Annotated in this window: 24 protein-coding genes and 1 pseudogene; 5 read left to right on the top strand and 20 right to left on the bottom strand. The window is 47.3% G+C overall.

The features are described from left to right. Nucleotides 1–44: 44 nt before the first annotated feature. Nucleotides 45–1,151 (bottom strand): ABC transporter ATP-binding protein, encoded by a 1,107-nt coding sequence (locus OVA33_RS08805; protein WP_025650317.1) that lies wholly within the window; start codon nucleotides 1,149–1,151, stop codon nucleotides 45–47. 155 nt (nucleotides 1,152–1,306) lie between these two features. On the opposite strand from OVA33_RS08805, the gene OVA33_RS08800 reads away from it, so the two are divergent. Then, nucleotides 1,307–2,035, top strand: coding sequence for a transcriptional regulator FrlR (locus OVA33_RS08800; protein ID WP_014418812.1), 729 nt, complete (start codon nucleotides 1,307–1,309; stop codon nucleotides 2,033–2,035). Nucleotides 2,036–2,059: 24 nt separating this feature from the next. Here the strand turns inward: OVA33_RS08800 and OVA33_RS08795 are convergent, their stop codons facing one another. From OVA33_RS08795 to OVA33_RS08775, 5 genes are all read right to left on the bottom strand, one after another. Beyond that, on the bottom strand, nucleotides 2,060–2,914 hold the full coding sequence (locus OVA33_RS08795; protein ID WP_063637106.1) for a PfkB family carbohydrate kinase: 855 nt from the start codon (nucleotides 2,912–2,914) through the stop codon (nucleotides 2,060–2,062). A gap of 13 nt (nucleotides 2,915–2,927) precedes the next feature. Continuing rightward, nucleotides 2,928–3,812, bottom strand: coding sequence for a carbohydrate ABC transporter permease (locus OVA33_RS08790; RefSeq protein WP_063637105.1), 885 nt, complete (start codon nucleotides 3,810–3,812; stop codon nucleotides 2,928–2,930). Nucleotides 3,813–3,815: 3 nt separating this feature from the next. Continuing rightward, on the bottom strand, nucleotides 3,816–4,706 hold the full coding sequence (locus OVA33_RS08785; protein ID WP_012118373.1) for a carbohydrate ABC transporter permease: 891 nt from the start codon (nucleotides 4,704–4,706) through the stop codon (nucleotides 3,816–3,818). A gap of 24 nt (nucleotides 4,707–4,730) precedes the next feature. After that, the gene (locus tag OVA33_RS08780) at nucleotides 4,731–5,996 is read right to left on the bottom strand and encodes an ABC transporter substrate-binding protein (protein ID WP_025650319.1); all 1,266 of its coding nucleotides are present in this window, start codon (nucleotides 5,994–5,996) and stop codon (nucleotides 4,731–4,733) included. A gap of 73 nt (nucleotides 5,997–6,069) precedes the next feature. Continuing rightward, nucleotides 6,070–7,056 (bottom strand): SIS domain-containing protein, encoded by a 987-nt coding sequence (locus tag OVA33_RS08775; RefSeq protein WP_025650320.1) that lies wholly within the window; start codon nucleotides 7,054–7,056, stop codon nucleotides 6,070–6,072. Between the two features lie 196 nt (nucleotides 7,057–7,252). On the opposite strand from OVA33_RS08775, the gene OVA33_RS08770 reads away from it, so the two are divergent. After that, a complete protein-coding gene (locus tag OVA33_RS08770) occupies nucleotides 7,253–8,179 on the top strand; it encodes a MerR family transcriptional regulator (protein WP_017418972.1) in 927 nt (308 codons plus the stop codon). 33 nt (nucleotides 8,180–8,212) lie between these two features. Here OVA33_RS08770 and OVA33_RS08765 read toward each other — a convergent pair whose 3' ends face one another. From OVA33_RS08765 to OVA33_RS08755, 3 genes and pseudogenes are all read right to left on the bottom strand, one after another. After that, nucleotides 8,213–8,803 (bottom strand): sporulation delaying protein family toxin, encoded by a 591-nt coding sequence (locus OVA33_RS08765; RefSeq protein WP_017418971.1) that lies wholly within the window; start codon nucleotides 8,801–8,803, stop codon nucleotides 8,213–8,215. 84 nt (nucleotides 8,804–8,887) lie between these two features. After that, nucleotides 8,888–9,704 (bottom strand): annotated as a pseudogene (locus tag OVA33_RS08760) (sporulation-delaying protein SdpB family protein); the annotation flags it as partial. A gap of 32 nt (nucleotides 9,705–9,736) precedes the next feature. Next, nucleotides 9,737–10,267 carry an SdpA family antimicrobial peptide system protein gene (locus OVA33_RS08755; protein WP_017418969.1) on the bottom strand — a complete coding sequence of 177 codons (531 nt, stop codon included), beginning with the start codon at nucleotides 10,265–10,267 and terminating at the stop codon, nucleotides 9,737–9,739. Nucleotides 10,268–10,392: 125 nt separating this feature from the next. Between OVA33_RS08755 and OVA33_RS08750 the strand changes: the two genes are divergently transcribed. Continuing rightward, nucleotides 10,393–10,665 carry a DUF1648 domain-containing protein gene (locus OVA33_RS08750; protein ID WP_007410095.1) on the top strand — a complete coding sequence of 91 codons (273 nt, stop codon included), beginning with the start codon at nucleotides 10,393–10,395 and terminating at the stop codon, nucleotides 10,663–10,665. A gap of 38 nt (nucleotides 10,666–10,703) precedes the next feature. Here the strand turns inward: OVA33_RS08750 and OVA33_RS08745 are convergent, their stop codons facing one another. The 3 genes from OVA33_RS08745 to OVA33_RS08735 form a co-directional block, all read right to left on the bottom strand. Beyond that, nucleotides 10,704–11,078, bottom strand: a complete 375-nt coding sequence (locus OVA33_RS08745; RefSeq protein ID WP_007410094.1) for a nucleotide excision repair endonuclease — start codon at nucleotides 11,076–11,078, stop codon at nucleotides 10,704–10,706. Between the two features lie 66 nt (nucleotides 11,079–11,144). Further along, nucleotides 11,145–12,260, bottom strand: a complete 1,116-nt coding sequence (locus tag OVA33_RS08740; RefSeq protein ID WP_017418968.1) for an NAD(P)/FAD-dependent oxidoreductase — start codon at nucleotides 12,258–12,260, stop codon at nucleotides 11,145–11,147. 37 nt (nucleotides 12,261–12,297) lie between these two features. After that, on the bottom strand, nucleotides 12,298–12,999 hold the full coding sequence (locus tag OVA33_RS08735) for a class I SAM-dependent methyltransferase (RefSeq protein ID WP_025650321.1): 702 nt from the start codon (nucleotides 12,997–12,999) through the stop codon (nucleotides 12,298–12,300). Between the two features lie 73 nt (nucleotides 13,000–13,072). Between OVA33_RS08735 and OVA33_RS08730 the strand changes: the two genes are divergently transcribed. Next, nucleotides 13,073–13,537, top strand: coding sequence for a DUF2691 family protein (locus OVA33_RS08730; RefSeq protein WP_017418966.1), 465 nt, complete (start codon nucleotides 13,073–13,075; stop codon nucleotides 13,535–13,537). Nucleotides 13,538–13,669: 132 nt separating this feature from the next. Further along, the gene (gene csn, locus OVA33_RS08725) at nucleotides 13,670–14,506 is read left to right on the top strand and encodes a chitosanase (protein ID WP_003151879.1); all 837 of its coding nucleotides are present in this window, start codon (nucleotides 13,670–13,672) and stop codon (nucleotides 14,504–14,506) included. A gap of 35 nt (nucleotides 14,507–14,541) precedes the next feature. Here csn and sufB read toward each other — a convergent pair whose 3' ends face one another. The 8 genes from sufB to metQ form a co-directional block, all read right to left on the bottom strand. Next, a complete protein-coding gene (gene sufB / locus OVA33_RS08720) occupies nucleotides 14,542–15,939 on the bottom strand; it encodes a Fe-S cluster assembly protein SufB (protein ID WP_007410090.1) in 1,398 nt (465 codons plus the stop codon). Nucleotides 15,940–15,958: 19 nt separating this feature from the next. Beyond that, nucleotides 15,959–16,402: a Fe-S cluster assembly sulfur transfer protein SufU gene (sufU, locus tag OVA33_RS08715; RefSeq protein WP_003151877.1), complete on the bottom strand. Its 444-nt coding sequence runs from the start codon at nucleotides 16,400–16,402 to the stop codon at nucleotides 15,959–15,961. Beyond that, nucleotides 16,392–17,612, bottom strand: coding sequence for a cysteine desulfurase SufS (gene sufS, locus OVA33_RS08710; RefSeq protein ID WP_014418823.1), 1,221 nt, complete (start codon nucleotides 17,610–17,612; stop codon nucleotides 16,392–16,394). Before sufS ends, sufU begins: the two co-directional genes overlap by 11 nt. Then, entirely contained in the window at nucleotides 17,612–18,925 is a 1,314-nt protein-coding gene (gene sufD, locus OVA33_RS08705) for a Fe-S cluster assembly protein SufD (protein ID WP_128974220.1), read from the bottom strand. The genes sufS and sufD overlap by 1 nt, the downstream gene beginning before the upstream one ends. A 17-nt stretch (nucleotides 18,926–18,942) precedes the next feature. Next, nucleotides 18,943–19,728, bottom strand: a complete 786-nt coding sequence (sufC, locus tag OVA33_RS08700) for a Fe-S cluster assembly ATPase SufC (protein WP_003327022.1) — start codon at nucleotides 19,726–19,728, stop codon at nucleotides 18,943–18,945. Between the two features lie 176 nt (nucleotides 19,729–19,904). Continuing rightward, nucleotides 19,905–20,057 carry a YuzK family famiily protein gene (locus tag OVA33_RS08695; protein WP_003151857.1) on the bottom strand — a complete coding sequence of 51 codons (153 nt, stop codon included), beginning with the start codon at nucleotides 20,055–20,057 and terminating at the stop codon, nucleotides 19,905–19,907. A 192-nt stretch (nucleotides 20,058–20,249) separates the two neighbouring features. After that, nucleotides 20,250–20,627, bottom strand: coding sequence for a carboxymuconolactone decarboxylase family protein (locus tag OVA33_RS08690; protein ID WP_029973602.1), 378 nt, complete (start codon nucleotides 20,625–20,627; stop codon nucleotides 20,250–20,252). Between the two features lie 94 nt (nucleotides 20,628–20,721). Continuing rightward, nucleotides 20,722–21,537 carry a methionine ABC transporter substrate-binding lipoprotein MetQ gene (gene metQ / locus OVA33_RS08685; RefSeq protein WP_014418825.1) on the bottom strand — a complete coding sequence of 272 codons (816 nt, stop codon included), beginning with the start codon at nucleotides 21,535–21,537 and terminating at the stop codon, nucleotides 20,722–20,724. Between the last annotated feature and the right edge of the window lie 6 nt (nucleotides 21,538–21,543).

Raw genomic sequence — 21,543 nt, 5'->3', positions numbered from 1 at the left:
TCATAAGAAGTGATAAGGGAGCCCCGATCATCAGGCTCCCTTTTTCAATATACGGCGTTTTCAGTGTCGGCATCAAAAAAGACGGCCCGGTTCATATTGACCGCAAGCAGAATGGCATCGCCGGGTTTCACCTGTGAAGCGCCGTCAAGACGGATCGTCATGCGGTTATTTCCGCTCACCGCATGAACGTACATCTCCGCGCCTAAGTTTTCACATACTTCCGCCACAGCGCGGCACACCGCTTCAGGCGGGTGCTCTGATTGTCCGGCAAGCGTCAAATGCTCCGGACGCAGCCCCGCAATCATCTCCTTACCGCTGTATCCTTTCTGCACAAGAACGGCCGCTTTTTCTTTCGGAATGGGCAGACGAACGGACGAACCGGCAAAATACCATTGCCCGTGACTTTCTTCAATGAGGCCTTTTATAAAATTCATACTCGGAGAACCGATAAAACCCGCCACAAACATATTCGCCGGATAATGATAAATCTCATGGGGGCTTGCGGCCTGCTGAATATCTCCTTCATTCATCACGACAATCCGGTCGCCCATTGTCATCGCTTCCGTCTGATCATGCGTCACATAAACGATGGTCGCTTTCAAACGCTGATGGAGCTTGCTGATTTCGGCGCGCATCGTCACTCGCAATTTCGCATCTAAGTTGGAAAGCGGCTCGTCCATCAGAAACACTTTCGGCTCCCGCACGATCGACCGGCCGAGCGCAACCCGCTGCCGCTGCCCGCCTGAAAGAGCCTTCGGTTTCCGCTTGAGCAGATGCCCGATTTCCAAAATATCAGCGGCCGTCCGGACTCGCTCTGCGATTTCTTTTTTCGGCAGCTTTCTGAGCTTCAAACCGAACGCCATATTATCAAACACCGTCATGTGGGGATACAGCGCGTAATTCTGAAAAACCATCGCGATATCACGATCCTTCGGGGGCAGATCGTTTACCGCGTCTCCATCGATATAAAGCTTCCCCTCAGAAATGCTCTCCAGTCCGGCAATCATTCTGAGTGTCGTAGATTTGCCGCAGCCGGAGGGACCGACAAGCACCAGCAGCTCCTCATCTTTTACATCTAAGTGAAAATCCTTCACTGCCGCCGATTGGGCGCCGTATGTTTTTTTGATATGGTCAAATGTTAATGATGCCATTCGAAACCTCCTCCAATACTGGAAACCGCCACATCTTTCTGTTATGTTAAAAATGTTCGGGGTTTCTGACAGATTCATAAATGAAAAGCAAATTTGTATTATAACGTCATAATACATATAATAGTACTACTACTTGACAAAGGAGGTCCGTCCCATTGTTAAATAACGGGAGCTCGAAACCTTTATATATTCAGCTGAAACAAATTATCGCGGACGATATCAAGAAGGGCGTTTATTCGCCGTCCGTAAAACTGCCGACTGAAAATGAGCTGTGCGAAACGTACAACGTGAGCCGCATAACGGTCAGGAAGGCCATCCTTGATCTTGTGGAAGAAGGCTGGCTCGTCCGGCAGCAGGGAAAGGGAACGTTCGTTAAAAGCCCTAAACTGAAGCGGGAGCTCATCGCGGTCAACGGCTACTCTGAATTTATGGAATCAACGGGGAAAAAACCGAAACACCAGATCCTTTCTCATGAAATCATTGAAGCGCCTAAATCCATCGCCCAAAAACTTCGCGTCGATTCCGAAAGTCCCGTTCTTGAATTAAAACGCATTTTATTTCACGACGACCAGCCGCTCTCATTCGAAATCGCCCACTATCCGCTCAGTTTATTTCCCGACATCGGCAAGCATATTAAAGGCGGCGTGTCGATGCATGACATTTTGAAACAGCACTATCAGGTGGTGCCCACCCATAATACGAAGCTGTTAAATGTCGTATACGCCAAGCAGGAAGAAAGCCGCTATCTGGCTTGTGATATCGGGGATGCGCTTTTTGAAATTGACAAAACCGCTTTTATGTCAAAAGACCAGCCGATATACAGCTCTCTGTTTGTAATGCATACCGACCGCGTCACGTTTACCATTAACAGTCCCTATGCGTAACAAGTATAAAAAACGAGACAATGCTTATCGTATTCTCGTTTTTTCACTGCTTTTCCCGCCGCCCGGCCTGTAGGGATGCCCGTAACCGAACGCTCCGAACCCTCCGCATGTTTTGGCAGCCGTCCCGGCGGCCGCAGTAAGCGCTCGCCGAATATCCTGATGCTCGAAGAAATCGGTAAGAAACCCGGCGATAAAAGAATCACCCACGCCCAATGTATCTATTATATCAGCTCTTACCACCGGCTGATGATAGACGCGTTCACCATCCGATAACACCGCGCCATATTCCCCCCTTGTCAGACAGACGATTTTCGCTCCGAAACCGCGGGCTTTTTCGGCAAGCCGCACACATTCACTTTCACTCAAATCACTCCCGGAAAAAAACGCATACGTCACGTACGGACAGACCGCTTCTAAATAGGCTTCGTCACGTTTTACAGAGAAGTCAAAGGAAATCGGCACATGGCCGCTCAGCATCGGAAGGTCACGTTCTATCCTGCTGTATACGCTCGTATGCAGCAGATCATGTCCGGCGATAAATGAGATGTCATTCTCCTGAAAAGCGAGTGTCAGACGCGATTGCACGCCGCCTTTATTTGATCCGGCAAATATCCTGTCCCCTCTTTCATCAAGCGTGACGACCGCCATCCCGTTTTCTCCGTATGCCCGGCGGATCAGATCGGCATTCACCTTTTCCAATTTCAGCACATTCAATACGTGATCCGCCGCTTCATCACTGCCGAGAATCCCGATATAAGAAGTTTCGTGGCCTAAGCGCCGGGCAAGCACGGCTACATTTAACGCATTTCCGCCCGGGTAAAACGTCTCCTGATCCTGATAATAATCTACTACATTATCTCCGGCCGCTATCAGTTTCATCTTTTCATCCCCCTTATCCTTTCACGCTTCCCGCTGCAATGCCGCGGATAAAATATCTCTGCATCAATAAAAACAACGCGATGATCGGAGCAGCAGAAATCGTCAGCCCGGCCAGCAGCACGCCCCAATCCGTCTGCAGCGCATCTCTGAACTGCATCAGCCCGGCCGGAATCGTCCGTAAATTTTCATCATCGATAAAAATAATCGCAAACATAAACTCATTCCATGTATGGTAAGCCGTCAAAATGCCTGATGTCACCAGAATCGGCACGCTTATAGGTAAGAATATTCTGAAAAATATTCCGAAACTTGTACATCCATCCAGATAGGCAGCCTCCTCAAGCTCTTTGGAAATCGACAAAAAATAGGAACGGATCAGAATCACGGTAAACGGAATACGATAGGCGGCGTACGGAAGAATCAATGCCCAATACGTATTGTACAGTCCCAATGACTGGATAATGGAGTACAGCGGCACAAGACTGACCTGCGGCGTCAGCATCAAGCCGCCAAGACAAATGATCAGCACAAACCCTTTTCCTTTAAATTGAAAACGGGCCAGCCCGTATGCCGCCCAGGCGCTCACAAATACGGTGATGAGACAAGTCAGCACGGTCACAATGACGCTGTTCATAAAATAAGCGGAAATCCCTTGGTTCCATGCGGATACGAAGTTTTCGGGATGCCAGACAGAGGGCAGCGACCAGCTGTGCTCAAAAATCTCATCCGAGCTTTTAAAGGCGCTGACCGCCATCCATAACAGCGGATAAGCAACGGCAATGAGGTAGATAAAGAGAAACAGCCACACAGACGTTTCCCCGACATACCATTTTCTCGGTTTTCCGCCTGTTCTGACGGCCTGACGGGCATGACGCAAGTCCGTCTTTTCAGGAAGCATCGGCTACTCCTCCTTTCCGGTCTTAAAGAATTTCATCTGAATAAGCGACAGAGCAAGCGTCAGCAAAAGCACCACCGTCGCGATCGCAGAAGCGTAGCCCATCATATCCTTTGTGAAAGCGCTCTTATACAAAAATGTGCTCAGCACTTCTGAAGCATTGCCCGGCCCTCCGCCGGTCAGAATATACGGTTCATTAAATACGGTAAATGCGCCGGTCAGCGTCATCACCACGGCAACAAACGACATTTCTTTCGTCTGCGGCACCGTAATGTGAAAAAACTGCTGGATTTTTCCGGCTCCGTCCAGCTGCGCCGATTCATATAATTCAGCGGGAATGCTCTGAATCGAGACAATGTACAGCATGGCGATGTAACCGACAGACTGCCATTGAGACACAAAAATGACAGACAGCATAGCGGTGTTTTCATCGCCCAGCCACGCCCGGGTCAGTTCATCAAGTCCGACGGCTTCCAGCAGCTGATTCAAAAGCCCGATTTCCGGGTTATAAATAAAATCAAACAACAGCGCAATAACGGTCATGGAAATAACGACCGGAAGAAAAAAGACCGTGCGGAAAAACGGCGACCATTTTCTTACCAATCTGTCTTCCAGCACGGCCGCCAGAATTAAGCCGCCGCCAACCTGGCAAATCAGCGATATGACCGCATACAGCACATTGTTGCGGAGTGCTGTAAAAAACACGGGATCGTGAAACAGGTCAATATAATTTTTCAAACCGATAAACGTCTTTTCGGGTTGAAATGAGCTCCATTCAAACAGACTGAAAAACACATTCTCAATAATCGGAATGTAAACGAACAGCAGAAAAATCAGCGCGGGCGCGAGAAACAGATACGGAATGAAACGTTTTCGGCTGACCAAGGAAATCCTCATCTCCTTTCTCCAAAGAAATCTGTTCTATTCAGATGACGCTCTGACCTGACGCGCCGCTTTCTGCACGGAATTCATCACCTCGCGCGGTGTCATTGTGCCGCCGAGCATCTGCTGAACGCCTGCCGCATACACATCGGCGATTTCAACGTCAACATCCATATCAAACCAGGGCACCATTGATTCGGCGCGGACGATATCCTGCACGGCTTCGCGCTGGATCGGGGCGGAATTGTTTTCTGTCGCCGTTCCTTGAACCGCGCTGTATTTACCGACGTCTTTTATCAGCTTCTCTCCCATTTTTTTCGAGGTTAAAAACTGAAGAAATTCCATGGCTTCTTTCGGGTGCTTCGTTTTTGAGGAAATCATAAATCCTTCCGGAGATCCGGTCAGTGCACGGGGAGATCCCTTTTCGCCGCTGATTTTCGGGAAAGGAAACAAGCCCAGATTGACCGGTTCGACGAGCTTAATTTCTGCCGTTTCCGCATAAATCATCGCCGCTTTGCCGCTTGTAAACTGCTGGCGCACGTATTCGTGATCAACGGAGTTCACGTGCTTTGTAAAGTACGGCAGCAGTTCCTGAAGCTTTTCAAGCGCTTTGACATAGCCTTCGTCCGTAAACTCCCCGGTTTCCGGGCTGTAATCCTTCGCCCGCGTTTTTTCATCCACCATACGCTGGTTCAGCGTCCCGATATAATGAGAAATCGTCCAAGGCGCTTTTGTGCCGAAACTGATCGGAATATATCCGTTCTCTTTCAATTTCTCAGAGACTGTGATCAGTTCATCCCATGTCGCCGGGGGCTTCAAATGTAATGTATGAAAAATGTCCTTATTATAAAAGAATGATTTAGCGTCCATTTGCCACGGAACACCGTACTGTTTTCCGTCATGCGTAAAGGGTTTGATTTGTGACTGCACAAGCTGTGAGGACCAATCTTTATCCTGCTGATAGTAAGACGACAGATCGAGGGCTTTATCTCCTTTGATGAATTTATAAGCAAACCGGTCGCTCCATGAAAAGAAAATATCAGGGGGGCTCGTTGTTCCGAGCATGACTTTCACCTTGTCTTTATAAGAATCGTTTAAGACCGCTTCCGTTTGGATATGAATATCCGGATGAGCGGCTTCAAATTCTTTGACCGCTTCTTCAAAATAGCTTTTTTCCGGCTCCTTCGGCCACCTGTGAAAAAACTTCAAGGTCACTTTTCCGTCAGAGGAACTGCTTTGGCTTGAACAGGCGGCGGCTGACAGACATACGGCTAACAGAACGAACAGGCAGATGAGCTTTTTCAGATGCTTTTCCTCCTTTGTCACCGGACTATAACGTTATATATCATTATAGTCCGGTGAAATATAATGCGCGTTCTTAATATTCGACTTTCCACATGTAACGCCGCTGGCTTAACGGATGGTTCCTTGCTTCCGCCAGCGCATCCGCATAGCTTCTGAGCACCCGGTTTAATACGAGAGGAGCCAGATAGCCTTTTACAGAATCGTCAATTCCGGAAAAATCATATGCTGCCGCATCAAGCACAGTCAGTTTTTTGCCGTATCTTTTTGAGAAGGAAAGCGCCCGCTCTTCAAGGGGTCTTGTTTCGTCTAAGCCGAGCAGGATAATAAATGGAACGGATTCATCAATGATTTCGAACGGGCCGTGAAAATATTCTCCGGCATGAATGGCGTGGGAATGAATCCATTGCATTTCCATGAGAATGCAGATGCTGTAGGAGTAAGCGACGCCGTAGTTCGCACCGCTTGCCATCGTGTAAATGATATCTTCTTTTTCGTGGGCTTTCGCGAATGCCTTTGCGTGATCCGCTTCTTGTTTAAGCGCTTTGTCATATACGGTCTGGAGCTTATTGAGTCCGTCGATCGCCTGCTCAAACGCGGGATGGTTTTCCAGCACGTGTAAAGCGCCGAACACGATTTGATACAGAACCCCGTAATTCGTATTTATCGCCTGTGCTTTCTCACCCCAGTCATAAACCGCGACATATTCGGCTTCTTTCGCTAACGGCGAATCAGGCTCAAAGGTCATCGCAATCGTAAGCGCGCCTTTTTTTCTGGCGAAACCGGCGGCTTTCACCGTTTCCGGCGTATTGCCTGACTGAGAACATAAAATCACGAGAGAGTTCTCTCCGAGCTGAATGGGATTGCGCTGAATAAATTCATTTGAACTGTAGAGATCAGAGCTGATGGCTTTCGCCTCTCTGTCAAACACGTACTTGCTCGGATACATAATGGCTGAAGAACCCCCGCAAGCGACGAAAAAGACGTGGTCAATCGTTTTTCCTTTCAGATCATCCAAGAAAGCCTGAACCTTGTGATTCACTTGTGCGGCAGTTTGACTCAAATCCTTCACTCCTCAGTGTTTTATTATATAACGTTATATAACATTATATAACGTTATATTAATCGCAACAAAGGTGCGTTGTCAATCATATTTTCTGAAATTTCTAAAATATAAAATAAACCCGTCTTATTTCCCGCCCTCTCTTGACCTGACCCTTAGAGACACGTTTAGAATGAAAAGCAGGGAGTGATTCAGAATGAATATAAAAGAAGCCGCCAGACAGACGGGTCTCACGAAAAAAGCCATCAAATATTATGAGCAGGAAGGTTTAATCACCGTCAGCAAAAACCCTGATAACGGATACCGTGAGTATTCCGCTCAGAACGTGAATACGCTGAAAATGATTGCCGCCCTCCGAATGCTGGCACTGTCTGTAAGCGATATTAAAGCGTTCCTCTTAGAGGGCAGCAGTCTGCATGATATACTGCGCCAGCAGCATCAAAAGCTCAGCCGGCAGATTGAAGAGCTTGAGCAGGAACGGAAACTGACTGAAATGCTGATCAAGCGCGTGGAAGATGCGGAAAATGTCGATTCAATTTTGCATGATATCGGCGAGGTCAAAATAGATGAACCGAAGTATATGGGACTTCAGCTGAAAAAACTGTTCCCGGGAGATTTCGGAGAATTTATCGCCGCGCTGTTTGAACCGTTCCTCGACTTTTCTATTGATACAGATGAGAAAAAAGCGATATGGGCGGAGCTTATTAAAGTATTGGATGATATGGAAGAAGTTCCGGCTGAACACCCGATGATGCAGCTGGTCGGCAAGGAGGATCCGGCTCAGCTCCAGCAGCACAAAGTCCAGCATGACCAATTTATCGAGCGGATTTTGGAGAGAGACCCCGCCACTTGGGACACTCATAAAAACATCATCATTCAGCTTGTGAAAAGAGTGCAGACAGATGAAGAATACAGAGAAAGCCTGATCAAGGTCGGAGAATCCGCTTCTGATCTGCCCGCGCTGAAGGCGGGATCGCCTTTCAGCAATCTTCTTCAAAAGCTCAGCCCGAAATATGACACGTACGTGCGACTTCAGCTTGAACTGAAAAAAGAAGCCGACGAGGAACTCGGCTTTGATTCAGAAGCATATTTAAAAGAGATGCTTCAATCAAAAAAACGCTAAGGTTCGTTTCCTTAGCGTTTTCTTTCTTCAGCCTCAGTGCTGCGCGTTAATGCGGTCAACGACATTAGCGATGAGCTGCTCTTTTCCTAAGTCGGAATCTTCGTCAACGCTTGCTACTGTCAAAATGATGGCCGCTACCGCAAGAGCGATCGTCTCAATGGCGGCCGCCGCGTTTAAAAATACCCATACAGCCGTTGCGCATTGGCCGATGGCCGTTGATTTTCCTTTGTCCATGCTCTTTTTGTCAAACTCTTCTTTCAGCACTTTCGCCATAATCTGCGAACCTTGATCAATGACGCTGTTCACTTTCTCATAATCGCCGCTGTAGACCGCCGCTTTCAACTCTTTAAAATAATCCGGCGATGACTTTTTAATATCAGTAATCACCTGATCGGAAACTTGCTTTAATTCATCCTGATCAATCTTTTTGACAGCCTTGGTATCCCATACTTCAGGAAGGAGCTTTGCGACCTCACCTTGTCCGAAAAAGATGCCGGAAAAAATGTCTTCACCCGAATAAGAGACGGATGGCTCAGTTTTCGCCGCGGCATGCGGGCCGACTAATGCAACCATTAAAACAAACACCAGCATCATGGCAGCTGCGGACTTCTTGCTTTTAACCATATAATTTCCTCCTTTTCCTTTTATTGAAAAAATTGTATCTGATAAAAAGGGGATTGTAATGGTTCAAAGCTACTGTTTTCTCTGCCGGCACCAAAAACAGGACCAAAATACCAGCCACCGTAATGGAAAACGAGGTAAGCCCCAGCATAACGGCAAAGATTTCGTGCATAAAAATGGATATAAACAATATCAGACGCCAATATGTTTTCGGAGCGAACAAAGCGCAGAACATAATGGTTTGCACAATAAGCGTGCCCCAAGTCGGGATGATGACAAGCTTGGACTGCAGGATAAAGTCAAACAGACCGTGAAGCGCATCCGGCAGACCCAGCATCGGATCGTTCAAATAGTAATAAACGGCAGTTCCGTTCTGCCACTCTTCTTCCATCAGTTTGGCAATGACGGAGTTAAAATACAGCATTGCGACCTGTATTCTGATGATTGTCAGCGTCGCCCAGCACAAGGAGCGGTAATAAGGCTCAAGCGGCCTTTTCTCAAAAGACGCCTCGTACGGAGACCAGTGCCATTTCCGCGGATCGGTTAATGTCAGCGGGAGCAGCAGCAGTGTAAAAACGGCAGCCACCTGATCTCCTCCGTCAAGGGTAACGGCGGAGTTTTGGAAGCTGTACGAAATCCACCAGTGAAAAAAACCGGTGATTCGCGGCCGCCAGCCAATGACGACAAGGATTAACATACAGATACAAACGGCTTTGACGATCTCAATGTAACGGAAATCGGGAAACAGCAGAAACAGGCTGAACGTGTCGGAAAAGCTGAGCATTTGATTTTGCGTTTTGAAGAAGACAGATGCCGGATTGAACAGCAATGTCAGCAGCGTGCCGAGCGCGATTAAGCTTCTGGCAAGCCCGTACACATTTGTCCAAGGCGGATTCTTCATCATCCATAAGGTGAGCTGCTTTTTTGCATCCTGAATCAATTGACATCCACTCCGATGTATTTTTTGATGGTTCTTTTCGTTTCGGTATGCTGGCTCCATGCCCACGGGGTAATGCGTTCATATGTAATGATCATTTTCCCTTTCAGCCTTGGGGAGGGGGACTCATTTTTCATTTTCAAAAATGTGGTATCCTTAAAGTCTTGGCCAGCCGAAAAGTCATTCCACTTCTCTTTGGAAGGCAGCTTTTCCAGCATAAGGCCGAGCTCTATCCCTTGCGTCCGCCCGTAGCGGTTTAAGCCGATCACATTTTTCAGAGAATTATTCGGCCATCTGAGCTCCTCATCGGCATCAAGAAGATAGATGTTCAAGCTGTCTTCTCTCGGATCTTTACTGAAAAATCCCCAGCTTTGCGGATAAATCATGGAAACGGTTTTGGATTGATGCTTGGTTAATTGGATGGCAGAGCTTGGCAGTGCCGCGATGACGGTAAAAAACAAAACGATGATCCAGGCGGCCATGATAAAAAGAAAGAATGAAAACATGCTGGTTTGCTTCTTGTCAGTCAATTGAAACCCTCCTAGCGTATGGAAATTTCATTGACATGATTATACACCAATCAACAGGTAAAATATTGATAAATTAGTTTTTTTCGAACTAATATACTATTATATGTAAAAAAGGGAGTGTTCATATGTTTTTGATGAATGATAAAGTGCTGTGGGGAGCTGTGGTTCTCGCCTTTATTCTGTCGATTGTGTTTTATCCGTTTCTTCCTGCTGATATGGCCATTCACTATGACGTGTCAAACCGTCCGAATACATCAATCAATAAAACGGCCGGCGTCCTGATTTTTCCTGTGCTCATGATGATCTGCATGTTATTCAGAAAAAAGGTCGTCCAGCTATTCCTCGTCGTTTACTGTCTGCTGATCGTGCATATTGCAGTGATGTGGCTGGCACTGTAAACATAAAGAAAACCGGAGCCCTTAAGCTCCGGTTTTCCTTATTTATAAAATACTTTCTCAATGTTGTATTTCGACTGAAGGGTATTGATCGCGTACGTTTCGTAAATCTCCCTTTCCATCGGATCATTGACGACACATACTTCAATTTTATACACTTCGTCCCTGTGATGTTTAACAGGCGACACATTGTCTTCAAAATGCTTTTTGATTCTTTGTCTTAATTTACGGGCTTTCCCGACAAACAGCAGCTCATCATGAATGTTATAAAACATAAAGATGCCGCCTTTGTCTCTCGGAATTTGGTGAAAATCAATGAAACCGTAAATCGCTTTAATCGCCGGTTCATTCTCCGACGGTGACTGCTGCCGTTCCGTAATGGTTACATCAGGAGCAGGAAGGTTTATTTTTATCAAAATGGGTCACGTCCTCTTATTCATTAAAGCTCCATCCTATCATAAGAATGCACCAAAAGCTATTTTTTATTCAAGCGCCCCGGCCGGATCATAAAGGCTTAAATCAATTTCCGTCTGCTGACCGAGCGCGAGTTTCGCCAGTTCAGCCCCCAGATACGGCCCGCTCGTCAGTCCTGAGGCGCCCAGCCCGTTGGCAACGAGGAGTCCGCTGATATTCGGCACTTTGCCGATGACAGGAAGAAAGCCGGGAGTAAACGGCCTGAAACCGACTCTTGTCTCTATTACAGTACTGTCTGAAAGGCCTGGCGCCACGGTTAATGCTTTGTCAAAAATCTCGCGGAGGCCGCCGGCCGTCACCCGCAAATCCATGCCGGTATCGTTTTCATGAGTCGCACCCGCTATGATTCTGCCGCTGTCAAAGGCGAGAATGTATTGATCGTTTGGGGGCATGACGACGGGCCAGCCGCCCGTCTCCTCTCCCTGAAGCTCTAAATGAACGATCTGCGCCTTTTGGTATGATACTGAAAAACGGATGCCGAGCGGCTCAAGCAGCTCTCTCGCCCAAGCGCCGGCCGTTACGAGAACCTGGTCGGCAGTAAGCGTGCGTTCTGCGGTTTTCACACCGATGACGGCACCGTCCTCTGTCAATATTGACGCTTCTTCATTGTAAACAGCCGCTCCGTACTTAACGGCCGCATTTAACAGCGCCTTACGAAGCGCCCTCCCGTTCACCCGGGCCGCGCCGCTGACATGAACTGCCCCGTATTCCTCCGACAGCGCGGGGAACAGCGCCTTCGTTTCTTCCGGAGTCAGTCTTGTAATGTCACCGATTTCAGGGGCATCCTCTCTTCTTTTATAAGCTCTTTCCTCCATTTGGCTGAGCTTTTTTTCATCCGTATGGAGGCTGACGGCACCGACCTTTTGATAACCGGTTTCTGTTTCTCCGTCCGCTTCAAGCTGCTGTATCAATCGTTCATAATAACGGGCGCCGCCTTTTGCGATCGCATACCATGCCTGATTGCGCCGCTGCGACAGCCACGGGCAAACGATCCCCGCCGCGGCGTCAGTCGCTTGCCCCGGGTGTTTCCGGTCAATGACCGTTACATCCGCCCCGGCCTTTGCGAGATGATAAGCCGCGGACGCACCGAGAATGCCGGCCCCGATAATCATATAAGACTTCATGTGTAACACCTTTTCTATCTGTTTTGTCTTATTTATTTTAACAAATAGAGCGCCCGGTTCCTACCGGAGTCCTGACAGCAATGATGAGTTTCGAAAACGGAAACGTATAATAAAAGGAATACGTTCTTGTCTGAAAGCCGTTTTCCTCAAGAATCTCTCTGTATTGTGATGTATTTTTTATATCTGACACGGCCAATGTGCCGCCAGGCTTCAGCACCCTCACCATTTCTGCAATCGCCCGTTCCCTCTCTTTTCTGCCTGAAATGTTGTGTACGACAAAATGCGAAATGACAAGGTCAAACGTTTTATCAGGAAACGGCATGTCTTGCGCGAGTCCGTCATACAAATCAATTTCCGGCGCTCCTTCTGCCCGTCTGTTCTTTTCGAATGCGTCTCTCCCGTTTCCGCCCAGATCCCAGCCTGACCATTTGTCAATCGCTGAGACGTCAGCGCCTTTTTGAGCCGCGGCGATGGCTAGCAGCCCCCGTCCCGTCCCAATATCAAGCACCTTCATGTCCGGCTTTAAACCGGAAAGCGCAAGAATGCGGTGGCGGTGTGAAAGTTTAATGGCCGTTGAATACAAGAGCATCCAAAGTCCGAGCACTAAAAACAAGGCGCCCGTCAGCCAGCCCCAGAAAAGAGGAATCATGCCGCATAACGTGCCTGCGGCATAAAGGATCGCAAGCAGGATAAACCCAAAAGCCCCATAAGGCGCATCAATTCCGTAACGTGTTGTCATACCGTCAAGTCCTTTCAATATTTATCCAACTATTATACCATAATATTCAAAAGCCGAAAGGAGATACGACCATATGAAACGCGGCATTACATTTAACATCCCAAATCAATTCGGACGGTTTGCGGCAGATATATTACAACCGTTCCCGATCTCTCCCTATACGTGGTTTATCGGTGATGGAGAGGCGTATATTGAGTTCAAAGAAGACACCGATACAGACCTGTTTCCGCAAAATCAGCGCATCATTCAGGGTCAAGAACTCCGTCAGCGTCTGGAAGGAAACCCTTATTATATGATTTTTGCTGAATTGAAAGCTTTCCCGGGCGGGATGGTAACGGAAATCAATACGTATGAGGAATATTTGGAGAGTTCCTGTGAGCTTGTGCTTCTCATTGCAGATTGCTCGTATGTAACGTTATATTACAAAGATCCGGTTATGCTCGAAGCCCTTTATCAGCAGGCTGTACAATGCGGGTTTCACCGCGTTGACTATGTTACAGATGAGAATGACGCAAGAACGGGATTGTCTGTCTGGTGAAGGTCGTTCTTTTTATGAAGCGCCGGATAGGGCTTAGGATTCAAAATATTGACAAATTCGTGTGTTTTCAACAAAAAAACAACCCCCTCATGTATACTGAGTGCGTAACTTACATATGAAAGGGGTATGGCAATGAAAATCAGCTTGAAGAAAAAAGCAGGTTTTTGGAAGAAGACGGCGGTTTCATCTCTTATTTTCACCATGTTTTTTACCCTGATGATGAGCGGTACGGTTTTTGCGGCCGGGCTGAATAAGGATCAGAAGCGCCGGGCGGAACAGCTGACCAGCATCTTTGAAAACGGAAAGACGGAAATCCAATACGGATATGTTGAAGCGTTGGATGACGGAAGAGGTTACACTTGCGGGCGGGCCGGCTTTACGACGGCTACCGGAGATGCGCTGGAAGTAGTCGAAGTCTACACGAAAGCGGTGCCGAATAACAAATTGAAAAAGTATTTGCCTGAATTGCGTCGTCTTGCGAAGGACGAAAGCGATGACATCAGCAATCTGAAAGGATTCGCTTCTGCCTGGCGCTCACTTGGCAATGATAAAGCCTTCCGCGCTGCCCAAGATAAGGTAAATGACAGCTTGTATTATCAGCCGGCGATGAAACGTTCAGAAAATGCCGGACTGAAAACGGCCTTGGCAAAAGCAGTGATGTACGATACGGTGATTCAGCATGGCGACGGCGATGATCCGGACTCCTTTTATGCCCTGATTAAACGCACGAACAAAAAAATGGGCGGGTCACCGAAAGACGGAACTGACGAGAAGAAATGGCTCAATAAATTCTTGGATGTGCGCTATGACGATCTGATGAATCCGTCAGATGAGGACACTCAGGATGAATGGAGAGAATCGGTTGCCCGTGTCGACGTTTTCCGCGATATTGTCAAAGAGAAGAACTACAATTTAAACGGGCCGATTCATGTCCGGTCAAGCGAATACGGTAATTTCACTATTCAATAAACAAAAAAACCCCGCCACATGGCGGGGTTTTACTATTAACCGATGGAACCTTCCATTTCGAATTTAATCAAACGGTTCATTTCAACTGCGTATTCCATCGGAAGTTCTTTTGTGAACGGCTCGATGAAGCCCATAACGATCATTTCTGTTGCTTCTTCTTCAGAAATACCGCGGCTCATCAAGTAGAAAAGCTGTTCTTCAGAAACTTTTGATACTTTCGCTTCGTGCTCCAATGAAATGTTGTCGTTCAGGATTTCATTGTAAGGGATTGTATCAGAAGTTGATTTGTTATCCATAATGAGCGTATCACACTCGATGTTTGAACGGGCGCCGTCCGCTTTTCGTCCGAAGTGGACGATACCGCGGTATGTTACTTTTCCGCCCTGTTTGGAAATCGATTTTGATACGATTGTGGATGACGTATTCGGTGCAAGGTGAATCATTTTCGCACCCGCGTCCTGATGCTGTCCTTTGCCCGCAAGAGCGATAGAAAGCGTCATGCCGCGCGCGCCTTCACCTTTCAGAATGACAGCCGGATATTTCATCGTCAATTTAGAACCGATGTTTCCGTCAACCCATTCCATCGTCGCGTTTTCTTCACAAACCGTACGTTTCGTTACTAGGTTGTAAACGTTGTTCGCCCAGTTTTGAATTGTTGTATAACGGCAGTAGCCGCCTTTTTTGACGATGATTTCAACAACCGCGCTGTGAAGCGAGTTTGTTGTGTACACAGGAGCCGTACAGCCCTCTACGTAATGAACGCTTGCTTCTTCGTCAACGATGATCAGCGTACGTTCGAACTGACCCATGTTTTCGGAGTTGATGCGGAAGTAAGCTTGAAGCGGTGTTTCAACCTTCACGCCTTTAGGCACGTAGATGAAAGATCCGCCGGACCAAACAGCTGAGTTCAGCGCCGCAAACTTGTTATCAGTCGGCGGGATAACTTTCGCCCAGTGCTCGCGGAAAATGTCTTCATTTTCTTTCAGCGCGCTGTCTGTGTCTTTGAAGACGATGCCTTGCTCTTCAAGATCTTCTTTCATATTGTGGTACACAACTTCGGATTCGTACTGTGCAGAAACACCGGCAAGGTATTTTTGCTCAGCTTCAGGAATACCGAGTTTGTCGAATGTCTGTTTAATTTCCTCAGGCACTTCATCCCAAGAACGCTCTGAACGCTCAGACGGCTTTACGTAATACGTAATTTCGTCAAAGTTTAAAGAGTTTAAATCCCCGCCCCACTGCGGCATCGGCATGTTGTAGAAATGCTCAAGAGATTTCAGGCGGAAATCAAGCATCCATTGAGGCTCTTCTTTCATGCGTGAAATTTCTTCTACGATTTCTTTTGTCAATCCGCGCTCTGAACGGAAAATGGAAACGTCCTTATCGTGAAAACCGTACTTGTATTCACCAATTTCAGGCATTTTTTTAGCCATCCATTTTCACTCCAATCTTTTAATTGCCGCCTTTTTCGCCAGCGACTCCTTTTTCAAGTGCTTTCCATGAAAGGGTGGCACATTTAATCCGGGCCGGGAATTTCGAAACGCCTTGAAGGGCTTCAATATCCCCGAGATCTATTGAGTCGTCATACTCTTTCCCTTGCATCATGTCTGAGAAAATCTTAGACATGGAAAGGGCGGTATCAATATCTTTTCCTTTAATCGCCTGCGTCATCATGGAAGCTGAAGCCATGGAGATGGAGCAGCCTTCTCCTTCAAACTTCGCTTCCTGAACGGTATCGCCGTCAAGCTTCATTGTCAGTCTGATCCGGTCGCCGCAAGTCGGGTTGTTCATATCGACGACGATGCTGTCATCCAAAACCCCTTTGTTGCGCGGATTTTTGTAATGATCCATGATCACTTGTCTGTATAATGTATCTAAATTTGCATTAAAAGACATTTGTAAAGTACTCCTTTGTCTTTTGGAGGGCTTCCGCGAGCTTATCGATCTCTTCCTCTGTATTATACAGATAAAAACTCGCTCTCGCAGTAGCAGATACATCCAGCCATTTCATGAGCGGCTGGGCGCAATGATGGCCGGCTCTGACCGCAATGCCCTCAGCATCGAGGACAGTCGCGACATCATGAGGGTGAACCTCATCAAGATTAAATGTCACAAGTCCCGCCCGCTCTTTCGGACCGTATACCGTCACGCCGTCTAGCTGCTCGAAACGGTCAAGCGCATAGGCGGCAAGCTTATGCTCATGCCGGGAAATCTCGTCGAGTCCGATCTCTTCAAGAAAATCAATCGCGGCTCCCAATCCGATCGCGCCTGCAATGATCGGCGTGCCTGCTTCAAATTTCCACGGAAGCTCTTTCCAAGTTGATTCATAAAGCCCTACAAAGTCGATCATCTCGCCGCCAAATTCGGCCGGCTCCATATTCTCAAGCAGTTCTTTCTTGCCGTACAGCACGCCGATTCCCGTCGGGCCGCACATTTTATGGGAAGAAAGCGCGAAGAAGTCGCAATCCAAGTCCTGAACGTCGATTTTCATGTGCGGTGTGCTTTGCGCCCCGTCCACCACGATGACCGCGCCATTGTCATGAGCGATTTTGGCGATCTCTTTAATCGGGTTGATCGTGCCGAGCACGTTTGACACATGAGCGACTGCCACGATCTTCGTATGGCTTGTGACAGTCTGCCGGACGTCGTCCAACGAAAGCGTGCCGTCTTCCTGCATCGGGATATATTTTAAAGTCGCGCCGGTTGCTTTGACAGCCTGCTGCCATGGAATGATATTCGCATGATGCTCCATTTGGGTGATGACCACTTCATCACCGGGTTTTAAGCTGGCGCGGGCATAGCTCAGCGCCACCATATTCAGTGAAGTTGTCGTGCCTTTTGTGAAAATGACCTCAGCCATTGACTTCGCATTGATAAACTTACGGACTTTTTCACGCGCACCTTCATAGCCGTCTGTCGCTCTCGTGCCAAGAGTATGAACGCCTCTGTGGACATTGGAGTTGTATTTGTTGTAATACTGATCCACTGCTTCAATGACAGCACGCGGCTTCTGGGAAGTCGCCGCGCTGTCAAGGTACACGAGGTCATGTCCGTTCACTTGCTGATGAAGGATCGGGAACTGTTCACGAATATCGGTGATATTCATTATTTTACTTTCCTTTCGATGACGGAGACGAGCTGTTTCTTAACTCCTTCAATCGGAAGCTCTTTTACCACCGGAGCAAGGAATCCGTAAATGACTAAGCGTTCTGCTTCTTCTTTCGCAATTCCGCGGCTCATCAGGTAGTAAAGCTGAATAGGGTCCACACGGCCGACAGATGCCGCATGTCCTGCAGTTACATCGTCTTCATCAATTAAAAGAATCGGGTTTGCGTCGCCTCGCGCTTTTTCACTCAGCATCAGGACGCGGGATTCCTGTTCAGCGTTTGCTTTAGACGCGCCGTGCTCAATTTTGCCGATGCCGTTAAAGATGGAAGATGCGGCATCTTTCATGACTCCGTGCTTCAGGATATAGCCTTCGGAAGCCTTACCGAAGTGGATGATCTGCGTCGTAAAGTTTTCCGTCTGTTCTCCTCTTCCGACAACTACGGTTTTCGTATCGCCGTATGTGCCGTCTCCGTAGAGGTTTGTCGTGTTTTCAGAAATCGTGTCGCCATCGTTCATCAGACCGAGCGCCCACTCGATTTTGCTGTCGCGTCCGAGCGCGGCTCCGCGGCGGTTGACGTATGTTGTGACACCTGCTGACAGGTTGTCAACGGCGCCGTACGTCACGCTGGCATTATCGCCTGTGACCACTTCACTGATAATGTTGAATACAGCTTCTTTCGGATTCACCGTGCTGATGTAGTTCTCAACGTAAGTGACGGAGCTGTGGTCTTCAGCGACGATCAGCACGTGGTTGAACAATGCCGTGTCATTGCTTTCATGAACGTAAACGGCCTGAACAGGCGTCTCCACCTGAACGTTTTTAGGAACATAAAGGAATGCCCCGCCGTTCATTAATGCTGCATGAAGCGCAGTCAGTTTATGTTCGTCGACCTTAACGCCGTCTTTCATGAAATACTTCTCAACGAGGTCGCTGTGCTCACGGGCAGCCGTTAAGATGTCCGTAAAGATGACGCCTTTGTCTTTCAGTTCTTTAGAAAGAGAAAGGAAAGCGGGCGTTTGGTCACGCTGCACATATAACGTTTTGTCTTCGTTTTCGATATCGATCAGCGCTTTTGCTTCATCAGCTAAATCTTCTAAAGAAGCAAGCGGCGCATTTTCTACTGTATGCTTGTTGAACTTTGTAAAGTTCCAATTTGTGATTTTTGTTTTATCAGGCTTAGGCAGCGGCAGATCTTCAGCTTTTTCAAGAGCCTGTAAGCGCAGGTTTTTCAGCCAGGCAGGTTCTTGATGCTTTTCGGAAAAGCCTTTGACATATTCCTGATCTACGGATAGTTTCGTTTCCAATGTCATGATTATCCCCCTAACGCTTACGCTTCTTGGCCTACAGTTTCGTCTTCAATGCCTAGTTCTTGTTTAATCCAGTCATAACCTTCCGCTTCAAGGCGCTGTGCAAGCTCCGCGCCGCCGGATTTCACTACGCGTCCCTGCATCATAACGTGAACGACATCAGGCGTGATGTAGTTCAGAAGGCGCTGGTAGTGAGTGATCATTAAGCAGCCGAAGTTTTCGCTGCGCATTCTGTTAATTCCTTTAGAAACGACTTTAAGCGCATCGATATCAAGACCTGAATCGATCTCGTCAAGAATGGCGATTTTCGGCTCGATCATCATAAGCTGAAGGATTTCGTTGCGTTTTTTCTCCCCGCCTGAGAAACCTTCGTTCAGGTAACGCTGCGCCATTTCAGGGTCCATTTCAAGGAACTCCATGTTTTCGTCCATTTTGCGGATGAATTTCATAAGAGAAATTTCATCGCCTTCTTCACGGCGGGCGTTAATCGCAGAGCGAAGGAAATCAGCATTTGTCACACCGCTGATTTCGCTTGGGTACTGCATCGCAAGGAAAAGACCCGCCTGAGCGCGCTCGTCCACTTCCATTTCCAGTACATCCTTGCCGTCAAGCGTGATGCTGCCTTTTGTAACTTCGTATTTCGGGTGTCCCATAATCGCTGCTGAGAGCGTGGATTTACCGGTACCGTTCGGCCCCATGACAGCGTGGAATTCGCCGCCTTTTATTTCAAGGTTTACACCTTTTAAGATCTCTTTTCCTTCGATTTCAACGTGAAGATCCTTGATCGTTAATGTTGAAGCAGCCATATCTATACCTCCAAAATATATAATCATTATTCTCAATTTATTCTCATTCTAATTTTATAACAAATGAAAAGTAAATACAACTTTTTATATTACCCGGAACATTCCTAAAGTTTATCAAAGATCAAGGCGTAATTAAAGCTGTTTGAAACAGAAAAAGGGCGGAAATCCACCCTTTTTTACTGACCGATTTTCTCATTAAGCTGCGCTGCGAGGAACTTGCTTTTTTGATATTCAAGCTCCCTCTGCCGTTCGACTTCCATCCTTTTTGAAAGACGCCGTCCGTATTCCTCGTAGCCGATGCCGTGTGACTTCTGCATCGCTTTTTCCATTTCAGGCGTATAGTCAAGGTCCAGTCTCTCGTGGCTGGTGCAGATAATGAATCAATCCCTTCATATATTTGTTTCTATTGTAACAATGATCCCCTGCTCCGGCCAAAGAGAGTGTGCCCCTGAATCCTTTCGAATGTGCCGAAAACCGGCGCTCGCTTTATCTGAAAAACGGTATTCACACGATTGCTCTTTCTAATGCGTCGTATGTCCGAATTCCTGAATGCACTGCTGCACGAGGGTCACTCCCTGACTGAGAGCCGCGCCGCCCCCGAATGCCGCCGCGACGCCGATGACCTCAAGGATGTTTTCTTCTGTCGCCCCTTGGTCAAGGCAGCCCTTCGTATGATAAATCATGCAAAATTCATCTTGAGCGCTGATGCTGATGCCCAGAGCGATTAATTGTTTCTCTTTTTCAGTTAATGAATCCGCAGAGAAACACTGTTCAGTAAATTCATTAAACTTCCGCCCCATCATCGGCATTTTTTGCTCAAATATGCCTAAACCTTCTTTATATTGTTTCAATGCGTCATGCACGCTTTTGCCGTTATCCTGGTATTGAGCCACTGCCATTTCCCTCCAATAAGTTAACCTTCCTTTTTATTATGGACAGTTCTCCGATTAATACCCGAAAAAAACCCCGGATGATTCATCCGGGGTTTTCGTTTTATTCAGATACGGGAAGCACGGCTCCGTCGTATTTTTTCTCAATAAAGTCTTTGATTTTCTTAGAGTGAAGCACTTCCATAAGCGCTTTGATTTTCTCTGATTTTTCGTCACCTTTGCGTACGGCGATGATGTTTGCGTACGGGTTGTTTTTCGTTGATTCCACTTCAATCGCATCTTTTAACGGATTCAGTTTGTTTTGAATCGCATAGTTGACGTTAATGAAGACTGCATCGCCTTCTTCTTCATTATATGCTTTCGCCGTTAATTCAGGGGCGATTTTTTTGAAAGTCAGGTTTTTCGGGTTTTTCGTAATGTTTTTCGTAGTGGCTTCAATCGTTTTTACCTTCGGATCAAGTGTGATCAGCCCGGCTTTTTCAAGCATCGCCAGCATACGGCCTTGTTCAGCGACATTGTTCGTCATGATGATGGTCGCGCCTTTAGGCAGGTCTTTCAGTGATTTGTATTTTTTCGTGTAAATTCCGAATGGCTCAAGGTGAACGGCTCCGGCATTCACGAGTTTGTAATCTTTATTTTCTTTCATTTCCTGTTCAAGGTAAGGAACGTGCTGGAAGAAGTTCGCATCCACTTCATTATCAGCTAACGCTTTGTTGTACATTTTGTAATCATTCAGCACTTTTACTTTTAATGTGTAGCCTTTTTCCTTCAAGAGCGGTTCCGCTTCTTTTAAGATTTCAGCATGCGGTGTTTTTGTCGCGGCGACGACGATTTCCTTTTTATTCGAGCCGTTTGACCCGCAGGCGGCCAAAACTCCCGCGAACACAAGCAGCAGCGCACTTAATACAATCTTTTTCAATGTAAA

This window comes from Bacillus sp. KICET-1 (assembly GCF_027721405.1).
Taxonomy (GTDB): domain Bacteria; phylum Bacillota; class Bacilli; order Bacillales; family Bacillaceae; genus Bacillus; species Bacillus velezensis.
This window is presented reverse-complemented; position numbering and strand designations above follow the sequence as displayed.